This window comes from Mucilaginibacter sp. JRF (genome assembly GCF_015223065.1).
Taxonomy (GTDB): domain Bacteria; phylum Bacteroidota; class Bacteroidia; order Sphingobacteriales; family Sphingobacteriaceae; genus Mucilaginibacter.
Map to the genome: position 1 here is coordinate 446930 of NZ_JADFBY010000002.1, position 16889 is coordinate 463818.

The 16889-nt window shown below is 41.8% G+C and carries 13 protein-coding genes; 8 read left to right on the forward strand and 5 right to left on the reverse strand.

The features are described 5' to 3' along the window. Positions 1-4 precede the first annotated feature (4 nt). Entirely contained in the window at positions 5-1687 is a 1683-nt protein-coding gene (locus tag IM792_RS07410; RefSeq protein WP_194101193.1) for a HAMP domain-containing sensor histidine kinase, read from the forward strand. Here IM792_RS07410 and IM792_RS07415 read toward each other — a convergent pair. Beyond that, entirely contained in the window at positions 1671-3002 is a 1332-nt protein-coding gene (locus tag IM792_RS07415) for a putative sensor domain DACNV-containing protein (RefSeq protein ID WP_228084975.1), read from the reverse strand. The two genes, IM792_RS07410 and IM792_RS07415, sit on opposite strands and share 17 nt — an antisense overlap. Positions 3003-3344: 342 nt before the next feature. On the opposite strand from IM792_RS07415, the gene IM792_RS07420 reads away from it, so the two are divergent. Next, complete coding sequence (locus IM792_RS07420; protein ID WP_228084976.1) at positions 3345-4901, forward strand: PAS domain-containing protein; 1557 nt, start codon at positions 3345-3347, stop codon at positions 4899-4901. Then, positions 4876-5256: a response regulator gene (locus IM792_RS07425; protein WP_228084977.1), complete on the forward strand. Its 381-nt coding sequence runs from the start codon at positions 4876-4878 to the stop codon at positions 5254-5256. The genes IM792_RS07420 and IM792_RS07425 overlap by 26 nt, the downstream gene beginning before the upstream one ends. A 502-nt stretch (positions 5257-5758) precedes the next feature. Here IM792_RS07425 and IM792_RS07430 read toward each other — a convergent pair. After that, positions 5759-6376, reverse strand: coding sequence for a TIGR02117 family protein (locus tag IM792_RS07430; RefSeq protein WP_347343802.1), 618 nt, complete (start codon positions 6374-6376; stop codon positions 5759-5761). Between the two features lie 503 nt (positions 6377-6879). Here IM792_RS07430 and IM792_RS07435 point away from each other — a divergent pair. From IM792_RS07435 to IM792_RS07450, 4 genes are all read left to right on the forward strand, one after another. Further along, the gene (locus IM792_RS07435) at positions 6880-7947 is read left to right on the forward strand and encodes a hypothetical protein (RefSeq protein WP_194101196.1); all 1068 of its coding nucleotides are present in this window, start codon (positions 6880-6882) and stop codon (positions 7945-7947) included. Between the two features lie 203 nt (positions 7948-8150). Further along, a complete protein-coding gene (locus IM792_RS07440; RefSeq protein WP_194101197.1) occupies positions 8151-10478 on the forward strand; it encodes a TonB-dependent receptor in 2328 nt (775 codons plus the stop codon). A 25-nt stretch (positions 10479-10503) separates the two neighbouring features. Continuing rightward, on the forward strand, positions 10504-11730 hold the full coding sequence (locus IM792_RS07445) for a DUF4374 domain-containing protein (RefSeq protein ID WP_194101198.1): 1227 nt from the start codon (positions 10504-10506) through the stop codon (positions 11728-11730). 113 nt (positions 11731-11843) lie between these two features. Next, entirely contained in the window at positions 11844-13040 is a 1197-nt protein-coding gene (locus tag IM792_RS07450; protein ID WP_194101199.1) for a PepSY-associated TM helix domain-containing protein, read from the forward strand. Here IM792_RS07450 and IM792_RS07455 read toward each other — a convergent pair. The 3 genes from IM792_RS07455 to IM792_RS07465 form a co-directional block, all read right to left on the reverse strand. Then, on the reverse strand, positions 13032-13667 hold the full coding sequence (locus IM792_RS07455) for a class I SAM-dependent methyltransferase (protein WP_194101200.1): 636 nt from the start codon (positions 13665-13667) through the stop codon (positions 13032-13034). The genes IM792_RS07450 and IM792_RS07455 overlap by 9 nt on opposite strands. A gap of 178 nt (positions 13668-13845) precedes the next feature. After that, positions 13846-16026 (reverse strand): TonB-dependent receptor, encoded by a 2181-nt coding sequence (locus tag IM792_RS07460; protein ID WP_194101201.1) that lies wholly within the window; start codon positions 16024-16026, stop codon positions 13846-13848. A gap of 63 nt (positions 16027-16089) precedes the next feature. After that, complete coding sequence (locus IM792_RS07465) at positions 16090-16407, reverse strand: DUF6660 family protein (protein ID WP_194101202.1); 318 nt, start codon at positions 16405-16407, stop codon at positions 16090-16092. Between the two features lie 208 nt (positions 16408-16615). Here IM792_RS07465 and IM792_RS07470 point away from each other — a divergent pair, with 208 nt between their 5' ends. Continuing rightward, positions 16616-16840 carry a hypothetical protein gene (locus IM792_RS07470; protein WP_194101449.1) on the forward strand — a complete coding sequence of 75 codons (225 nt, stop codon included), beginning with the start codon at positions 16616-16618 and terminating at the stop codon, positions 16838-16840. Positions 16841-16889 lie beyond the last annotated feature (49 nt).

A 16889-nucleotide genomic window follows, 5' to 3' on the forward strand; every position in this document is an offset into this window, starting at 1 on the left:
AACCATGAAGACGAGAAAGAGCAAATACGGAGGTTTACTAAATAGTATTCTCATCATATTCCTGTTGTTCACATTTATTGTGACAGCAGGATCTTTTTTGTTGCGTCACCGGATTACAGTTAGGTTAGAAAAGCTTGGCAGTCAGCTTGAACCCGCTTCCGGCCAACAAAGTATTGCTGACTTATTGGTTGATTTGGACATGGCTGAAAATGAATTTCAAAAAGCTAGTTCTGACGGCCGGCCAGAGAATTTAGAAGCTTATCAGCTTGGCCTGGATACGATTTTTCGCCGCCTGAACAGTATAATTTCCCATTACTGGCAAAAAGGAGACCCAGCCCTTCCGGAGAGCCGCGCGAGGTTTGAGAATGGATTGCAACAGAAGATTAAATTATCAGGAGAACTCTCAGCGCTGCGTAAAAATTTTGATTCGCTTTTGCGGGTGACGACCTATTCAGGACTACGCCGGAGGCTAAAAGCCGCTCCGTCTGCAACCATCAAAAAGCAAATAGATACCCTCGTTTCTACCCGTCAGGAAGCCAATCGTACTAGTTTACTGCGTCGTTTAAAAGATGCACTGCGGCCTGTACATTCGGTGAAAGTATTGACTGTCCGGGAACACGAACAAACAAAGGGGGGGCCGACAAATATAGATTCCAGAAAATTGCTCGCTTTGCTTGGTGTGGAATACAGCCGGTTATCCACGTCCAGCCAAGCACTAACCCTGGCCAATCTGGATCTTCTAATAGATTTACGACAGCTTACCAAACAACTTCAGATCATAGATCATCAGATTTATGAATATAAAAGATTAGCCACATTAAAAGCTTACACTGCAGCCGTGCGTGATCTGAATACGTTTACGGGGATAGCGTTGGCCGCAGTCCTGCTTTTCATTATTTTACTGATCTTTTATATTCGGCGAGCCGGTTTTGCGGAGCGGCGCCTGCGTGTCGAAAGCCAGCGTGCCATTAAACTCGCAGGACAGAAATCGGAGATCTTAGCCATTATGAGCCATGAGATTCGTAACAAGCTTATGGCGATTAACGGTGCGGTGTTTATGTTGAAAAAAACCACACTTTCACCGCAGCAAGAACAAAAGGTTGGCGCAATTAATCTTGCTTCGGGCTTGGTGCTGGAAACCGTCAATCATGTGCTGGATGTTAGTAAATTGGAACAGGGATATGCAGAAAGCCGCAAAAGCGGACCTTTTAAACTGCTTGAGGCCATTGTGGATGCGGTTGAGGCCATGCGCTTCATGGCAGAAAATAAAGGTATCACTTTAAGTCTCCAGCCTTCTGGCGTCGATGATAGATATGTTTACGGGGACAGCTTCCGGCTGAAGCAAATCCTACTCAACCTGCTTAGTAATGCGATAAAGTACACTGAGGTAGGTGGCGTTACCCTAAGTGTGAAGCTCGCATTCGAACATCCGGGTTTTCGTTTGGAAGTGGCAGTGAGCGACACGGGTGTAGGTATTCCTAATAGCCTCCAAAAAAAACTCTTTACACCTTACTACCAGATTCCTGGGGGCAAACCAGGTACAGGCCTTGGATTGTATCTATGCCGGCGGCTGGTTCAGCAAGAAGGCGGTGCGATAGATTTGGAAAGCTCTTTGGGAGAAGGTACAACCATACGTTTTCATCTTCCGTACGAAAGCGTAGCGGGTAACCCTAATTACGCCGTCTGAGTTTGTTGCTTTTCAAAAATTGCTGAGTCTTGATGTTCTCCCACATAACCAGTTTTTCCTCTATCCTATAAAACGCCCGGATGTCCCCGTCTTGAGAAATCACCAAACCCAAGCTGCCAGGATGATTCCAGCAGTATGCTATCATAGAGCGGTGGCGAGTGCCGAAATGTCCGGGATCGACAGCGACCAGTGATTTAGGGCTGGCTGTGGCTGCGGATGATACAAAGATCCGTTTGGGCATTCTTCTAGTTTTCAGGACGCCACCAAAACCTTGTGAAACCATGTCGCGGGAGAAAAGCAACACTCCATCCACACAGGTATGTGATGCTAAAAAAGAAATACACCCCTTGATTTCGTCTGCGATCTCCTGTTTGGCCAGCAAGGCGCGCGATTCTTCAAGATATCTGTGTTTACTGATCGCTCTTTTACCCGAAATGAGATGCTCATCGATCTGCATTTCAGCCATGTAATGATTAACAGTCTCCTTTGCATAATTGCTGATCGCATGTTTAAGGCGGTCATAACGAACCGCGTACTTAATATCGATCCCGTCATGCTCGTCAGTTATAAGGATTGCGCCGCCATGACGGTAATTCTGTATCCGCAACAGCAATCTCGATATTGCCTGTATCCAGATGCCATCCATAAAAGTTTCCCAGTCCTCAAAATGTTCTCCTGCGTGACTATCCAAAAGAAATGACTTCAGTTCATCTTTCAGATGTGCGGCATTGGCTTTCAGTATTTTCGAAATGGGACCAATTGTAAACACATCAAGATAACGTGGTATAAGTTTATTCTGCTTTAATGTGGCTAGTAGTTCATAGTCAAACAACACGTTAAGGGTTCCTATATCGTTGATGCTGACTTGGAACAGACCAGGTTGTTCCGAACCGGACTCTGATTCATAATTCAAAAAACTCTGGTAATGAATCGCCTGGTCAATCATTCCCCAAATAAACAGCTTCCCCTGTCGGTCATGATACACGGCCAGTGAAGTGCTTGACGGATCAGAAGCTTTCGAAAGCTTAACTAATGCCTTAATAGTCATTTGCAGGGGGACATCAAATTTGATACAGCTCCATCGTTCGGCCACAATCCGCCGTGGCGGCCTTGGATCAGGGTTATCGGGATCAATTAATGTAATAGTCACTTTAACCAAATCGCTTTCCTCCGTCTGCATACTGGTGAAAAAAAGGCATTCGAAAAGATCCTCTAAAACACCTATAGGCGGGATATCGAAGTATAATCTACTGTGCTGAAGCTTCTCCAATACATGCTGTGCGAGGTCTTTCGGCTGAGCGTTTAACATTGCCATAATGTGAATTAGCGGTAATACCCTGCTTAACAACTCTGACCGATAAAAGTTGTTGCTGCAAAAAGATAACGTGATGTAACTGTTAGAAATGGTTCGAACGCGAAAAAAGTCGTCGTTAATCATTTGTATAGAAACAATAAGGGTATGACGGTTTAACTGAATTTTTAACTTTCCATAAAATAGTTATATCACTTCCGAAAGTTAAGTTCTGATACTGATGAGTTTAAATGCGAAAGTACATAGTTGACAAATGAAGACTTCAAGTTAATCGTAATATTTTTGTAATAAGGACAGAATGGCCGAACATTTGTTATGTTCGGGGAAATATTAAATAATTATACATTGGACAGCTTAAAAAACGGCGAGTTTACTTTATCCGAAAACTCGATTAAACAAGACCTTTCTTTGCTTATTCAGGCATTGGATTCGTCCATATCCGGGATCATATTAACAGATAATCAACAACCTGATAATCCGATAATCTATTGTAATAAAGCATTCGAATTTATTACTGGATACAAACGTCATGAGATCATCGGTCACAATTGTCGTTTTCTGCAGAAAGAGGATCGTGGCCAAAAAGAGAGATCTATACTACGTAAGGCTGTAGAAGATGGTGCTGAATGCGTTGTTGAAATGCGAAATTATCAAAAAAACGGGACGTTGTTTTGGAACGAACTCTATATGTCGCCAATTAAGGACGAACAGGGTAATGTTTGCTATTTTATCGGTGTTCAGAACGATATTACGCGTCGCAAAAAAGCTGAACAAGAATTATTGCACCAGCAAAATATAATGGAATCACAGATCCAAGAGAGAACCAAGAGCCTTAAGGAAAGTGAGGACTATCTTTCAAGTATTGTTCAAACCGTCCGGGAAAGTCTTGTGGTGTTAAACCCCGAATTTGAGGTTTTGAGTGTTAACGATCATTTTCTCAAAACTTTTAAAGTTTCCAGGGAAGAAACTGAGGGTAAATTATTGTATGAGCTCGGAAATGGTCAATGGGACATTGGGAAATTAAAGGAGCTGCTGGAAAATATTTTACCGACGAACAACCCTGTAGAAGAGTTTGAGGTAGAGCATGACTTTCCTCATATAGGCAAAAAATTGATGTTGCTGAATGCACATCGTATAGAACTGGAAGGGCAATATAAAGACCGGATTTTGATCGCTATAGAAGACATTACTGACAGGCGCGAGATTGAGCGACGTAAAGATGATTTTCTTTCTATTGCCAGTCATGAGTTGAAAACGCCGCTTACAACAATTAAAGGCTACATTCAGGTAATGCAACGCCTCTTGCCGGACTCTGTCGGTGATAAACTTAAAGAAATATTGAACAAGACCGGCATATACGTAGAACGTTTAAACTCTTTGATCGCTGAATTGCTGGACATGTCAAAAATACAGACCGGCAATATCGAATTGCATAAGGAAACATTTGATTTCGACAAAGCTATACATGAAGCTGTAGAAAATATGCAAGCGGCTACCAAAACTCATCATATTATTATCAGAGGCCATGCAACAAATAATTATACGGGTGATGAGTCGCACATTATCCAGGTTATTAACAACTTGTTATCAAACGCGATCAAGTATGCACCAGACTCTGAGGAGGTACAAGTTTATTTATCACGGGTAAGCAACTTTTTAAAGGTATCGGTTTCAGATAAAGGAATGGGCATAAAAATAGAAGAACAAAAGAAGATATTTGATCGGTTCTATCGTGTTGGTGAGATACAACAGCGTTTTCCGGGAATGGGTATCGGACTTTATGTTTGCGACCAGATCATTAAAAACCATGGTGGTACACTTTGGGTAGAAAGCGAACCAGGAAACGGGTCAACTTTCAGTTTCACACTTCCATTAGATGAAGGGAGATTTAATGAGCAATAAAACAATATTGATCTGTGATGATGATGAGGGAATCTTGGATATGCTTGAGTTGATCTTGGAGGAAACAGGCTACAAGATCATTCCTATCAAAAACAGCCTACACATATATGATGAGATTGAAAAACAAAATCCTGATCTCATATTGCTAGATCTTTGGATGCCGGTATTGTCTGGTGACCAGGTATTGCGAACTTTGCGGAAGAATCCGGAAACAAAAAGTTTACCAGTTATAGTCATTTCGGCCAGCCGTGAGGGAGAACGAATCGCAAATGAGGCCGGTGCTAATCTTTTTTTGGCAAAGCCATTCGATCTGGACATCTTAATCGATCGGGTTCAGGAAATTATAGCAGCTTAATGATCGTAAGCATTCTGCTCTCACCTCTTTTTTATCCAAATTTTGTTAGGAGGTTGAAAAAAGATTTAAGCATATATTATGAAAGGAATCATGTAACAAACAGATGTGAAGAATTCATACATTACCTATTTTAAAAAGTTGAACATAGTGAGATTTAACGTGTAATAATTATTTTTTGTGTAAATAATAGCTTAGCAATTTGTATCTTTATTAAAGTTCTTTCTATCAAGCTTTTTTAGGTGTCTAAAAAGGGAGTTGTACATTGATTGGATTTATCTCACTGATTATTAGTAGTTAAAAAGATATTTAGTGATCCCAGCGGGATCACTGGAAGACCCTCCAAAATTTGCAAAACCCTTCAAATAACATCATTTGAAGGGTTTTTTGTTTTTATACCTCTACAGAATATCTATTCAAATTCAGCAATAAGTTGTACAATTCGGGGGATAGATTTACTATCGCGGCAATCAAGTTTGGCCGTAAGTATAAAATGGTATAGATTTTAGTATTTGTCGAATAAAGGCTTGTCCCTTGGTGTCCATAAACATGCTTTTTGTCCGCTGGCTTTTAGCGCGTAATTTGCCCAGGTATTACAGGTGTAAAAAAAGTTGTATCTTCTTTTGGCCTCATAAAAAGCATCATGATCGCCATAATTGGCGGTGGTTTTTATATTGATCACATGACCCATTGAATCCAGTTTTATACTGTTCTCAATATATCCTACAAGTCTTAAATATTGTTCCCGGCTAATGTGGATCTTTTTACATGATGAGCTTTCGCGCAGGTTTTTGTAAAACGTTGTATGCATGGCAGAACTGCTTAAACCGAATGCAGCCTTAAATGCGACACTGAATTTTAGCTCTGCCCAGGTAGGGGTGTTCAAATAAAACCCCTTGTCGCCCCAGCCGAAGGCTACCAATGTAGCGTTGGTGTCGGGCCTAACTACATTTTTAAAGCTAATTTCCTGGCTCCAATCTTTATCTGCTGTTCTCAAAGGCACCACAATATCCGTATGCACACCGTTTGTGAGTATGTAGATAGTAATATCTTTATCTGTAACTTTTTCTGCCGAAACGCCAATGACAGGTACAGTAAAGGCGGCAATTAAGTAAATAGCCACAAACCCAATCAGGCTTATCGCGGTGTATAAAATAATTTTAAGCAGCTTTTTCAAATGTTTAATTATTGGTATAGCTTAATACAGGTTTGTAGCTAAGGTAACCCACACATGCATAAGGTGTATACAAAGTTCAGTTCCGTGCGATAATAGACTTGTATTATCGATCACCACTCAGATAAAAATTCAAATTGAGCATCTGTTTGAAAAGTCTGTTACTGAATTGAGCATTGCAGACCTGAAATGTGCTATTATTGGTATTGATTCCGAATACAGCCCGTATAAATTTAATCAACCAATTATTTATAGTTACCAAAAGTGTGTGGTAGATTCTCAAGAATTAATTCGGAATGCATATATCGACTCGCTTACATTTTTATCGATAAGATCTGGCAAGCTGTTTATCGGATAGGAAATAAGCTAAGTGTTATATTAACGAAAATGGTATCTGAGTATTTATTCAAACGCGATGTGATTTAAAGACCAATTTAAATAATTAACCTATCATGAAAAGTCAAATTGTAAAGCATTTCACGGTATATGCTGGCCTGTTGTGCGCAATTAGTTACAGCAGCTGTAAAAAGGATGCCGCAACAATCATTCAGGATAATGAAAAGGTAAACAGTGATTCTTTAGTTGCGATGGCGGCCACAACAAATTATATAGTAAGTACGGTGGTGGGCAGAGGGGAACTGAATTATCCTTATATCCCTTATCCGTATCTGATATGCAGTGCCTCAGATGGTTCTAAATATGTAAGCTCTAATAACGATATTTTCAGGATCGATCCGCAGGGAGGCTACACTAAATACTTTACCTATTACAACCCAACGGGCATAAAAGCAGGTGCTAAGGGGAGTATTTACTTTGTAGGCAATCGTCATGAAGGAGATGGCAGCGCAGACAGCAGCACGTTCGTAAAACTGGACTGGAATAAAAAGCTTACGATATTGCCGGTTGGAGAAAGACTGCGGTATATAGGTGACATGGCCATTGGCTCAGATAGCAGCATCTTGATCCCTGACGGCGAGAACCATCGCATAATCAGGTACAGTAAAGATGGGGTTACGAGTGTACTTGCCGGAAAAAAAGACGTAAGGGGTTTTGCAGATGGCGTAGGTGATAAAGCTCACTTTACTTCGCCAACACTTGTAAAATTTGGTGAGGATGGCAACCTATGGGTGGTGGACGGAACTGCTTACAACATCGGTCAGAGTATTAGGAAGGTGAGTCTGAGTGGTAGGGTCACTACGGTATTCAAATTAAACCCTCAGTTCACTAATCCGCACAGCATCATTAGTTTCGCGGTAACCAGAAGGGACAAAAACTATAATCTTACACCATATCAAAATGTTTTCTTTTTTGTAAGATCTTTTACCAAAGACAGAAAAATAATATCAAACCAATTATTTCACTTATCGCACAATAAGGTATTGACCGCGATCACCGGAGATATACCTGAAGATTTTAACTATCAAGACGGGCCAGCGATGCAGGCTAACTTTTATTTACCCATTGGGTTAACTGTAACTCCGGATGGTATTTATGTGGCTGATACTGGAACGGCGTTATAAGGAAAATCGCTAAATAGTAAATTCTGTAATATGTGGAACACCATAAAAGTGACGATAATAGTTGTGGATTAATTTATTTAAACTAAGTCTAAATAAATTAAATAAAATATATCTTTGTGCCGACTATTAACTAAACTATAGCCGTGCACGCATTACGTTACTCACTAATTTTTTTGATCGGGCTTTTTTTGAGCAGCCCTTTGATGGCTCAAAACACTACAGCCGTAGTAACCGGAAAAGTAACAGACGATAGTGGCAAACCTGTTGAGGCAGCCAATGTTTATTTGAAAGGGACACGCTACCAAACCATGTCGTTAAGTGATGGTAGTTTTGAGTTGAAGGCCAAAGAAGGCTCATATACTCTTATTATTAGCTATACAGGTTCAAAAAGCCATTCACAATCAGTAAAACTTCAGGCCGGGCAATCTTTGACGATAGCTACTGTAACGCTAAGTAACGCTACCGAAATGCAGGAAGTTAATGTGCAGGGCAAAACCACATCGCAAAACATACGGGAGCAGGGTTTTCAGGTTAATGTTATTGATCTGAAAGCGCAGTACAATACCACTTCAGATCTTAACCAGGTTTTGAACCGAACAACCGGTGTGCGCATACGTGAGGAAGGCGGCCTGGGTTCATACTTCAACTTCTCGCTTAATGGCTTTACAGGCAACCAGGTAAAATTCTTTTTGGATGGTATACCGATGGATAACTTCGGCTCATCATTAACACTTAATAACCTGCCTGTTAATATTGCCGAGCGTATTGAGGTTTATAAAGGGGTAGTACCTGTTAGTTTGGGTACTGATGCCTTGGGCGGTGCTGTTAATGTGGTAACACGTAGTAATGCTAATTATCTGGATGCATCGTACTCCATAGGCTCGTTCAATACCCATCGTGCGGCTGTAAGTGGGGCATACACAAATCCAAATACACACTTTACTGTAAAAGCCAACGCGTTCTACAACTATTCAGACAATGACTACAAAGTAAATGTAGCACCTATAGACCTGTTTAGCAGGCAAACACTGCCCGCGCGTGATGTTCGTCGTTTTCATGATAATTATGAATCTGCCGGTGGGCAGATCGAAGCCGGTTTTACAGGTACCAAGTTCGCCGATAAGTTATTGATAGGCATGTTAGCCTCGGGTAATGACAGGGATATACAAACGGGTGTTGTTATGGAGCAGGTATACGGCGCACGTACAGCACGCAGCCACTCATTCATCCCGACACTTAAATACAAAAAAACAAATTTGTTTATACCCGGGCTTGATGTAAGCATGTATGGTGCTTACAACATGAGCACCAATCGCTTTATTGATACCTCAAGCCTTGTTTATAACTGGCTTGGTCAAAGCAAGATAGATTCGGCAGGGAGGGGCGAGCAATCACTTTCGCAGCGTAAAAATAAGGATAACGAGGGCCTTGTAACCACTAATCTTTCGTACCGATTAAATGAGCACCACTCTTTTTCATACAATTACATATTGACAGATTTTAAGCGAAAAGCAAGTGATGTGGAAGACCCGACCAACCCGACATTCTTATTGCCGCAAAGGCTGCGCAAGCAAAATATGGGTTTAAGCTGGAAAACTGATTATGGTAATTTCACAGCTACAGCCTTTGGTAAGTTGTATTTATTCCATGCCGAATCATTTGAAAATGTTTCTCAGAATAATACACCTGATTATCAGACAACATCACTAAACAGCACTCATTACGGTTATGGCTTAGCTACGGCTTATTTTATATTACCGCAATTACAAGCCAAAGCTTCGTACGAGAAAGCTTACAGGTTACCAGAAGCCACGGAGATATTAGGTGATGGCTTATACGTAGCCGCCAACCCCAACCTGAAGCCCGAAAGCAGCCACAACTTTAATTTAGGCGCGGTATACACCTTACAACCATCAAACAATCATAGGTTTGATTTTGAAGGAAACTTTATAATGCGTAATGCACGCGATTACATTCGCCCGTTCCAGGGGCAGGTACAACCGGTGGCCCGTCAAAACACCAACGTTGGTAAGGTAGCTACAAAGGGTGCGGAGCTTGAAATTAGATACGCCTGGAAAAAACTGATATTTGCCAGTGTTAATGCTACTTATCAGGATATTGTTGATAGCACTGAATTTTTAAGCAGCACCAATTTAACGGGCACTATCGTAACCAGAAATTTAAATTATGGTTATCGTTTACAAAACATTCCTTACCTGTTTTGCAATTTGAACCTGGGTACCCGTATTCCGGATGTTGGCGCGCGCAATAACCAGTTGGGTATTAACTACAGCCTTAATATGGTTGAAAAATACTATCTCACACCCAGCCAGTTAGGTAACAATAATCAAGATGTTATACCACGCCAGATAGCGCATAACATCTCTGCCGATTATGCCATGCAAAACGGCAAGTACACCATAACACTTGAGTGCCGTAATTTAACCGATAACATGCTGTTTGATAACTTCAGGTTGCAAAAGCCGGGACGTTCGGTATTTCTAAAACTTCGTTATTTCATTACCAAATAATACAAACAATAATTTATTAAAGATCATGTATAACATCAAACAACTCATCAAAGCAAGCTTGTTCTCAACGCTTGCTATCGCGGCGGCATCATGCAGCAGCAACGATAACGATAACCCTCAACCTATTGACGGTGAAAAGGTATACACCCTTGGTTTAGGTGTTACCACAACAGAGGCCACAACAAATTATGTTTTAGGCACTAATGACCTGATGACCGGTACATTAAGCCTTACTAACAATGGTTTGCTACAAACCGGTTACCGCGATTTCCTTTCAGTTGGTTCAAGCTTTTTCAGCATAGGCGGTTTAGGTGTTACTGATGTTAATGTTATCAGCCTTGACGCGTCAGGCAACCTGACAACCAAAAGCGGCTTAACCTTCCCTAACGCTGCAACTGATATTAAGGATGTTGACGGTCAGGGTAAAACTTTGTTGGCAACCTTTGCATCTGCATCATTAGTTGCTGATGCGAAAGCTGAGTTTTATACCGTGAATGTAGCATCAAACAGCATTACCAGCACTAAAACCGTAACTATGCGCAGCTTATACCCAAGCAATACCGAGTCATGGTTACATACCGGTATTGTTGTTAGAGGTACTAACGCTTTCCAAACATTTTACCCGATAGATCCGGCTACTTATGCTACCAACAATACTGATACCGCTTATGTAGCTGTTTATAACTATCCCGACTTTACATTGCAAAAAGTAATTAAGGATGTACGTACCGGTCCTGCCGGTTCATTCGGTACCCGTTCAGGTATCTTTGTTACCGAATCTGGTGATGTATATACTGTAGCACACAACGGTTACGGTTATTCAAAATCAACCAAAGAAGCCGGTATCCTGAAAATTGCTAACGGTACAACTGAGTTTGATGCCAACTACTATTTTAATACTGCAACCGCAACAAACGGTGGCCGTATAGTACACGCAATGTACATTGGTAACAACAAGCTGTTTGCTGAAATAAGCACTGGTACACAAGCCAGCCAATGGGTTGATGGTAACCTTAAATTCGCAATTGTTGATCTATCAGCTAAAACTATTACTGCTGTAACTAACTCACCAACCTTTACAGGCGATGGTGGCCGTAGCTTTGCTGCCTTGTATGATGATGGTAAAGCTTATGCTGCCGCCACAGTAAACGGTGTATGCAACATTTACCAAATTGATGTAGCTACCGCTACTGCAACCAAAGGCGCTGTAGTTGGTGCTACGTTTGTTGGCGGTATAGGCAGGGTTAAATAATCAGCTCCGAGTACCCGTTCTTATTTTTTCTGAAATTTTAATACTAATGGACCTGCCGGGAGAAAATGATTTCTCTGTCTGGTCAGGTCCATTAATTTTTTATATCGTATTTGATGGCTCTATCTGCTAAAAGCAAAACTAAAAAAAAGCGTTCCCTGTTTTACCGTGTATCAGCATGGCTGCATTTGTGGCTGGGGCTGGCAAGCGGTATTGTGGTTGTTATAGTAAGCCTTACTGGGGCTGCGCTTGTTTTTGAGCAGGAGCTGAGGGTATGGTTACAGCCTTATCAAACGGCCGAGTCGCACGGTAAGGAGTTCATCGAACCATCAAAATTGAAAGAGGCCGTGATGAAACGGTACAACCTGCCCGCGATATCAGCCGTGGTATACCAGGGGAAAGACCGTTCGGCGGTGGTGCCTTATTATGGTGATCGCTCAAAGTTTCAGTTGATATACGTTGACCCTTACACGGCAAAAATCTTACACTACCAATTGCTCGATAAGGATTTTTACCGCATTATGCTTTTAGGGCATTACAACCTGTGGCTGCCCCGCGAAATAGGCAAGCCGGTAGTGGCTTACTCCACCCTGATATTTGTTATTACGCTGATTACCGGCCTGGTATTATGGTGGCCCAAGAAATGGACAACCAACACCCGCGAACGCGCCTTTTTTGTAAAGTGGAGCGGTAATTTTAAACGGGTAAACCACGATCTGCATAACGTGCTGGGCTTTTACTCGCTGGCCATTGCCCTGGTTTTAGGGCTTACGGGCATGGTATACGGTATGAAATGGTTTTCGGACGCGGTGTACTGGACTGCATCAGGCGGACAAAAGTCTGAAAGGTTTGCCCGTCAACAGTCGGACACCACGCTGGTAAAGGTTTCGAACATTCCCGACGAGGATATTCTGTTTAAAAACCTGAAGGCCAAAGGCGAAGACCTGAATACCCAGATACTCACCATTGGTTATCCTTTTGGCAAGGCCGGGGCCTGGTCGGTATCATTAATTCCCGAACTTGGCCGTAGGATGAATGAAAGATCGCAATCATACGAGCAGGTGAGCCTCAAAAAGCTCGATAAGAAACCGGATAACGGCGGCGATAAAATGATGCGCCTCAATTACGATCTGCATGTAGGCTCGGTAGGGGGGATATGGACAAAGATCATCGCATTATTAGTGTGCCTAATATCAGGCAGTTTACCCATAACCGGGTTTTTTATTTGGTGGGCTAAAAAGCAACCAAAAAAACAGAAAGAGGCCAAAACCAAACCTACACGGCAAATGGTAACTGCTTACCGTTCAGTATAAAAGTTTTCTGCCCACAAAGCGTATAACCCAACCTTTGCCGTTGTGGTAAAGGCCTTCACTTAATTCTACCTCCTGTTCTGTAAGTTGTAAAATGTCATAACCGGCAAAATCTGTCAGGAGTTCATCTGCCGAGAATAGCGAGGCCAGATCGCGAGGGCCGCCTATTTTTTCGTTTTGCAAAACATATTCCAGATGGTTTTTGGCAAAGGCCTCCAGTATCAACAGTCCGCCGGGTTTAAGGTAAGTTGATAGTAACTGATGATATGCTGATTTAATGTGCGCTGGAAAATGAGCGTATATCAATGCAATAGCATCAAACTCCCCGGCAAGGTAATTCAGCTCGGGCAATTCTCCAATACGGTAATCAATGCTAACGCCATGCCTGGCAGCCAGTGTATCGGCTTTATGTTTGCCTTGGATACTGATATCAAAAGCCGAAACATCCCATCCTGATTTGGCCGCGAAGATAGCATTGCGGCCTTCGCCCTCGGCAGCAAACAATATTTTTGAAGGTTGAATAAGCGATAGCTGTTCACGCAAAAATACATTCGGTTCTTCACCAAAGGCGTATTCGGCAGCGCTATACCTTTCGTCCCATCTTTGTAGCCATGTTTTATCGTTTGTCATTTAGGTAAGGGTGGTGATAATTTGATCATTAGCGCCTGATTTACCCGCGCTGGATATTACGCGGGTAAACAGGTCTTGAAATAAACAGATCAAAAAGTGTTAAATGATACGGATGCTGCAAATATATTGTTTAGAATAATTCTAAACAATAGTTGATTGAAAAAAATTTGACCTTATTTTAAAGTTTGAATTTAACACCGCCATTTATCACAAAGCCATCCAGCGGTGCATAAATATCTCTGAAAGTGGGGTTGGTTATAATGCCTGTATAAATTGTGTCGAAACGGGTTTGCCTGGTATCGGTGAGGTTCTCAAAGTTTATAAAGATGGAAAAACGTTCCCAAAGCTTTTCAGCCATCAGGCCGGTGGTCCAGTAAGCTTTGCCCATTGCTCCGTCGTTTAGCCTTTGCGGACTAAAATAGTAGGCTTCTATGCCTATTTTCCATTTGTCCTCAACTTCGTACATCAGCACATTATTTAACCTATGGCGCGATACTAAAGGGTATGATGTATTAATAGAGCCATTGCGCTGATCAACATCAGCAAAGGTATAACCTATAAAAAGCTTAAAGTAGTTATAGGTTAACTTGATGTTGGTTTCCATGCCCTTAGTGTTGAGGCTGCCTGTTGGTTGCAGGTAAGCAAAAGAGCCATTTGCTGTGGCTGTAAGTAATATAGGGTTACTTATACGCGTATAGAAAAATAGCTGGTTAATGCTAAAACTAACATGTTCATTAAACAAAGTCGTGCGGTAATTAATGTCATAATTGGCACCGTATGATCGCTCGGCCCGGGTGCTATTCACATCAATAGGCAATACATTTCTGAATTGTATACGCTCGGCATCCTCGGTAAATACTGTTGGCGCTTTATAACCCAGGCCACCGCCCAGGCGGGTAGTAAAATGCTCATTGATCTTCCATAAGGCTGATACTCTTGGCAAAAAGAAAAAGCCATACTCGTTATGATGATCCGCACGGATGCCGCTCTCTAAAGTTACCTTTTCAGTAATATCCAGTGTATTTTGTACGAAGCCGCCTATGGTGGTAAAACTATAATTCCTTAACGGGAAGTCACTTTGTATATCCTCATCAAATCTATCCGTCAAAAAATTGATTCCGGCTACCCAGTCGCTGTTCGCGCTGTTGCCTGAGTAAGTGGCTTCGCTGTACGATGATATTTGCTCGCCCGAAAACCGGTAATCGGGCAGGCTGATATTGCGATCAAAATAGCTTACGCTGTTTTTAAACGTGAGTTTTTCTTTTTTATTCAACACATGATCCAGTTGTAGCTGGCTGCTGTAGCGGTTGGTTTTGTTACGCTCAAAATACGAGTGAATTGCGCTGCCGTTACCTTTAATATATTCCACATCACCTCCAAGCCGGTTCTCAACTGTGGCATTTATACCTACGTTCAGGGTAGTGCGGTTGTTAAAATACATCCATATTTTGGGGTTGAGCGTAAAGCGGTTAAAGCGGGGAATGGCCGTAAGGCCAACATCTGCCGGATCATACGGGTTACCGTGATTATAGGCCGCATAAATGGTTGTACCGATCTTGCCGAATTTTTGACCATAAAACATGCTGGCATCAAGTCCGCGTGCCGACGTACCATTCAGTAAAAAGTTTATCTGCCGGTTTTCAGTAGGTGTTTTTGAAACCAGGTTTACCAAACCCGCGATGGCACCACCACCATACAATGTAGATGACGAGCCTTTGATCACCTCTACCTGTTTCAAATCAAGCGGAGCAATTTGCAGCAAGCCCAAACCGCCCGAAAACCCGGAGTACAAAGGTAATCCATCACGTATCATTTGGGTGTAACGCCCATCAAGCCCTTGTATGCGTATGGTAGCGTTAGCGCTGGTGGCTGATATTTGTTGGGTTTGAATGCCTGTACTTTCAGCAAGCAGCATGCGTATGTCGCCGGGTTTCATGTTCCCTTTTTCGTCGAGTTCTTCACCGGCAATTACTTCAACACGGGTAGGTATGTTGGCTATAGTACGGCTGCTGCGCGTTGCCGATATGGTTACTTCCTCTAACTCGTCATTTTCATCATCGGGCATGAGTTGTATTTGCGTAGGCTCACTATTTGCCAGGGGAAATGAGAGTGTATCAATACGGGTTTGGTAACCCGTAAAGCTGAGCATTATAACCTGTTTGCCATTGGGTACATTGGTAAGGGTTACCATGCCATTTGTATCGGCACTTGCGCCATTATTACTGCCTTGCAGCAATGCTGTAGCACCTGCCAACGCTTCGCCCGACCGGCTATCCTTAATAATGGCTTTAAACGTGTTTTGAGCGTTGGATATAGTTGTTATGCATAGCGCCGCGAACAGCACATAAATATGTTTCATCCAAATAAAATTAAGTTAATACAAGCAAGAATAATTTAGCCATGAGTATGGCCACAAGCGTAATTAACTTAATTGGGGCGGCTGCCAGATATCGATATCAACCTCTTTAATTTCGGGCTGATGATATGGTGTAACACTTTGTTTTTGATGCAACGGAAATAGCGTAACAGTTTGAATTACTGATTTACGCATGATAAAACCCATACATGAACCACAGCTAAAAAAGGGTGAACAGCCCCGACAATCTTCATCGTGCGATTGCTTGCCGCTGCTTTGTTCATGTTTATTACCAATTTCATCTTTGCAGGCATCCTCCGCGCAGCATGGCCTTACTGATAGCATCAGCACAAAAAAAGATATGATCAGGCAAAAGAGTTTCACTGCCTAAAATTAGCGATAGCTATAATATTGTGCAAACGGCTAACAGTCTTTCTTAACTCATTTACTCGCCGGTATTAGTGCCGTTGTTCAACACACCGTTTTTCTGTGGATATATTATCGAACAACAATCATAAAATAGCTGAACAGCTATCGCAAGAATATTGAATTCATCGTAAGAGGTATTTGAAGCCACTCTACCATAATGAAAATGACCCTTCCAAAATGGAAGGTTTTTTTTGTGCCTGTTATTTCGATTCAATCACAAGGTTCTAATAATCAATCAATTGAAATAAATTCTATCTCGCTGGCATCTGCTTTGGCTATAGCTTTTCAAATAATTAAAAAAGCTATGATAACCTTTTTACTTCTGCTGGCCATTGTGATCTGCATGTGGCTATTCTATAAATCAATTGATTGGTTCGAAAAAATCTGAAACTCATGATCGCATTATTCATCATCGCCATTGCCGTATTCATATACAT

What these genes read in the sequence shown, in the direction of transcription:
- IM792_RS07440 (WP_194101197.1), top strand. Translation starts at nt 8,151, where the DNA reads ATGGCTCAAAACACTACAGCCGTAGTAACCGGAAAAGTAACAGACGAT.
- IM792_RS07425 (WP_228084977.1), top strand. Translation starts at nt 4,876, where the DNA reads ATGAAGGGAGATTTAATGAGCAATAAAACAATATTGATCTGTGATGAT.
- IM792_RS07460 (WP_194101201.1), bottom strand. Translation starts at nt 16,026, where the DNA reads ATGAAACATATTTATGTGCTGTTCGCGGCGCTATGCATAACAACTATA.
- IM792_RS07435 (WP_194101196.1), top strand. Translation starts at nt 6,880, where the DNA reads ATGAAAAGTCAAATTGTAAAGCATTTCACGGTATATGCTGGCCTGTTG.
- IM792_RS07445 (WP_194101198.1), top strand. Translation starts at nt 10,504, where the DNA reads ATGTATAACATCAAACAACTCATCAAAGCAAGCTTGTTCTCAACGCTT.
- IM792_RS07415 (WP_228084975.1), bottom strand. Translation starts at nt 3,002, where the DNA reads ATGGCAATGTTAAACGCTCAGCCGAAAGACCTCGCACAGCATGTATTG.
- IM792_RS07470 (WP_194101449.1), top strand. Translation starts at nt 16,616, where the DNA reads ATGACCCTTCCAAAATGGAAGGTTTTTTTTGTGCCTGTTATTTCGATT.
- IM792_RS07410 (WP_194101193.1), top strand. Translation starts at nt 5, where the DNA reads ATGAAGACGAGAAAGAGCAAATACGGAGGTTTACTAAATAGTATTCTC.
- IM792_RS07450 (WP_194101199.1), top strand. Translation starts at nt 11,844, where the DNA reads ATGGCTCTATCTGCTAAAAGCAAAACTAAAAAAAAGCGTTCCCTGTTT.
- IM792_RS07455 (WP_194101200.1), bottom strand. Translation starts at nt 13,667, where the DNA reads ATGACAAACGATAAAACATGGCTACAAAGATGGGACGAAAGGTATAGC.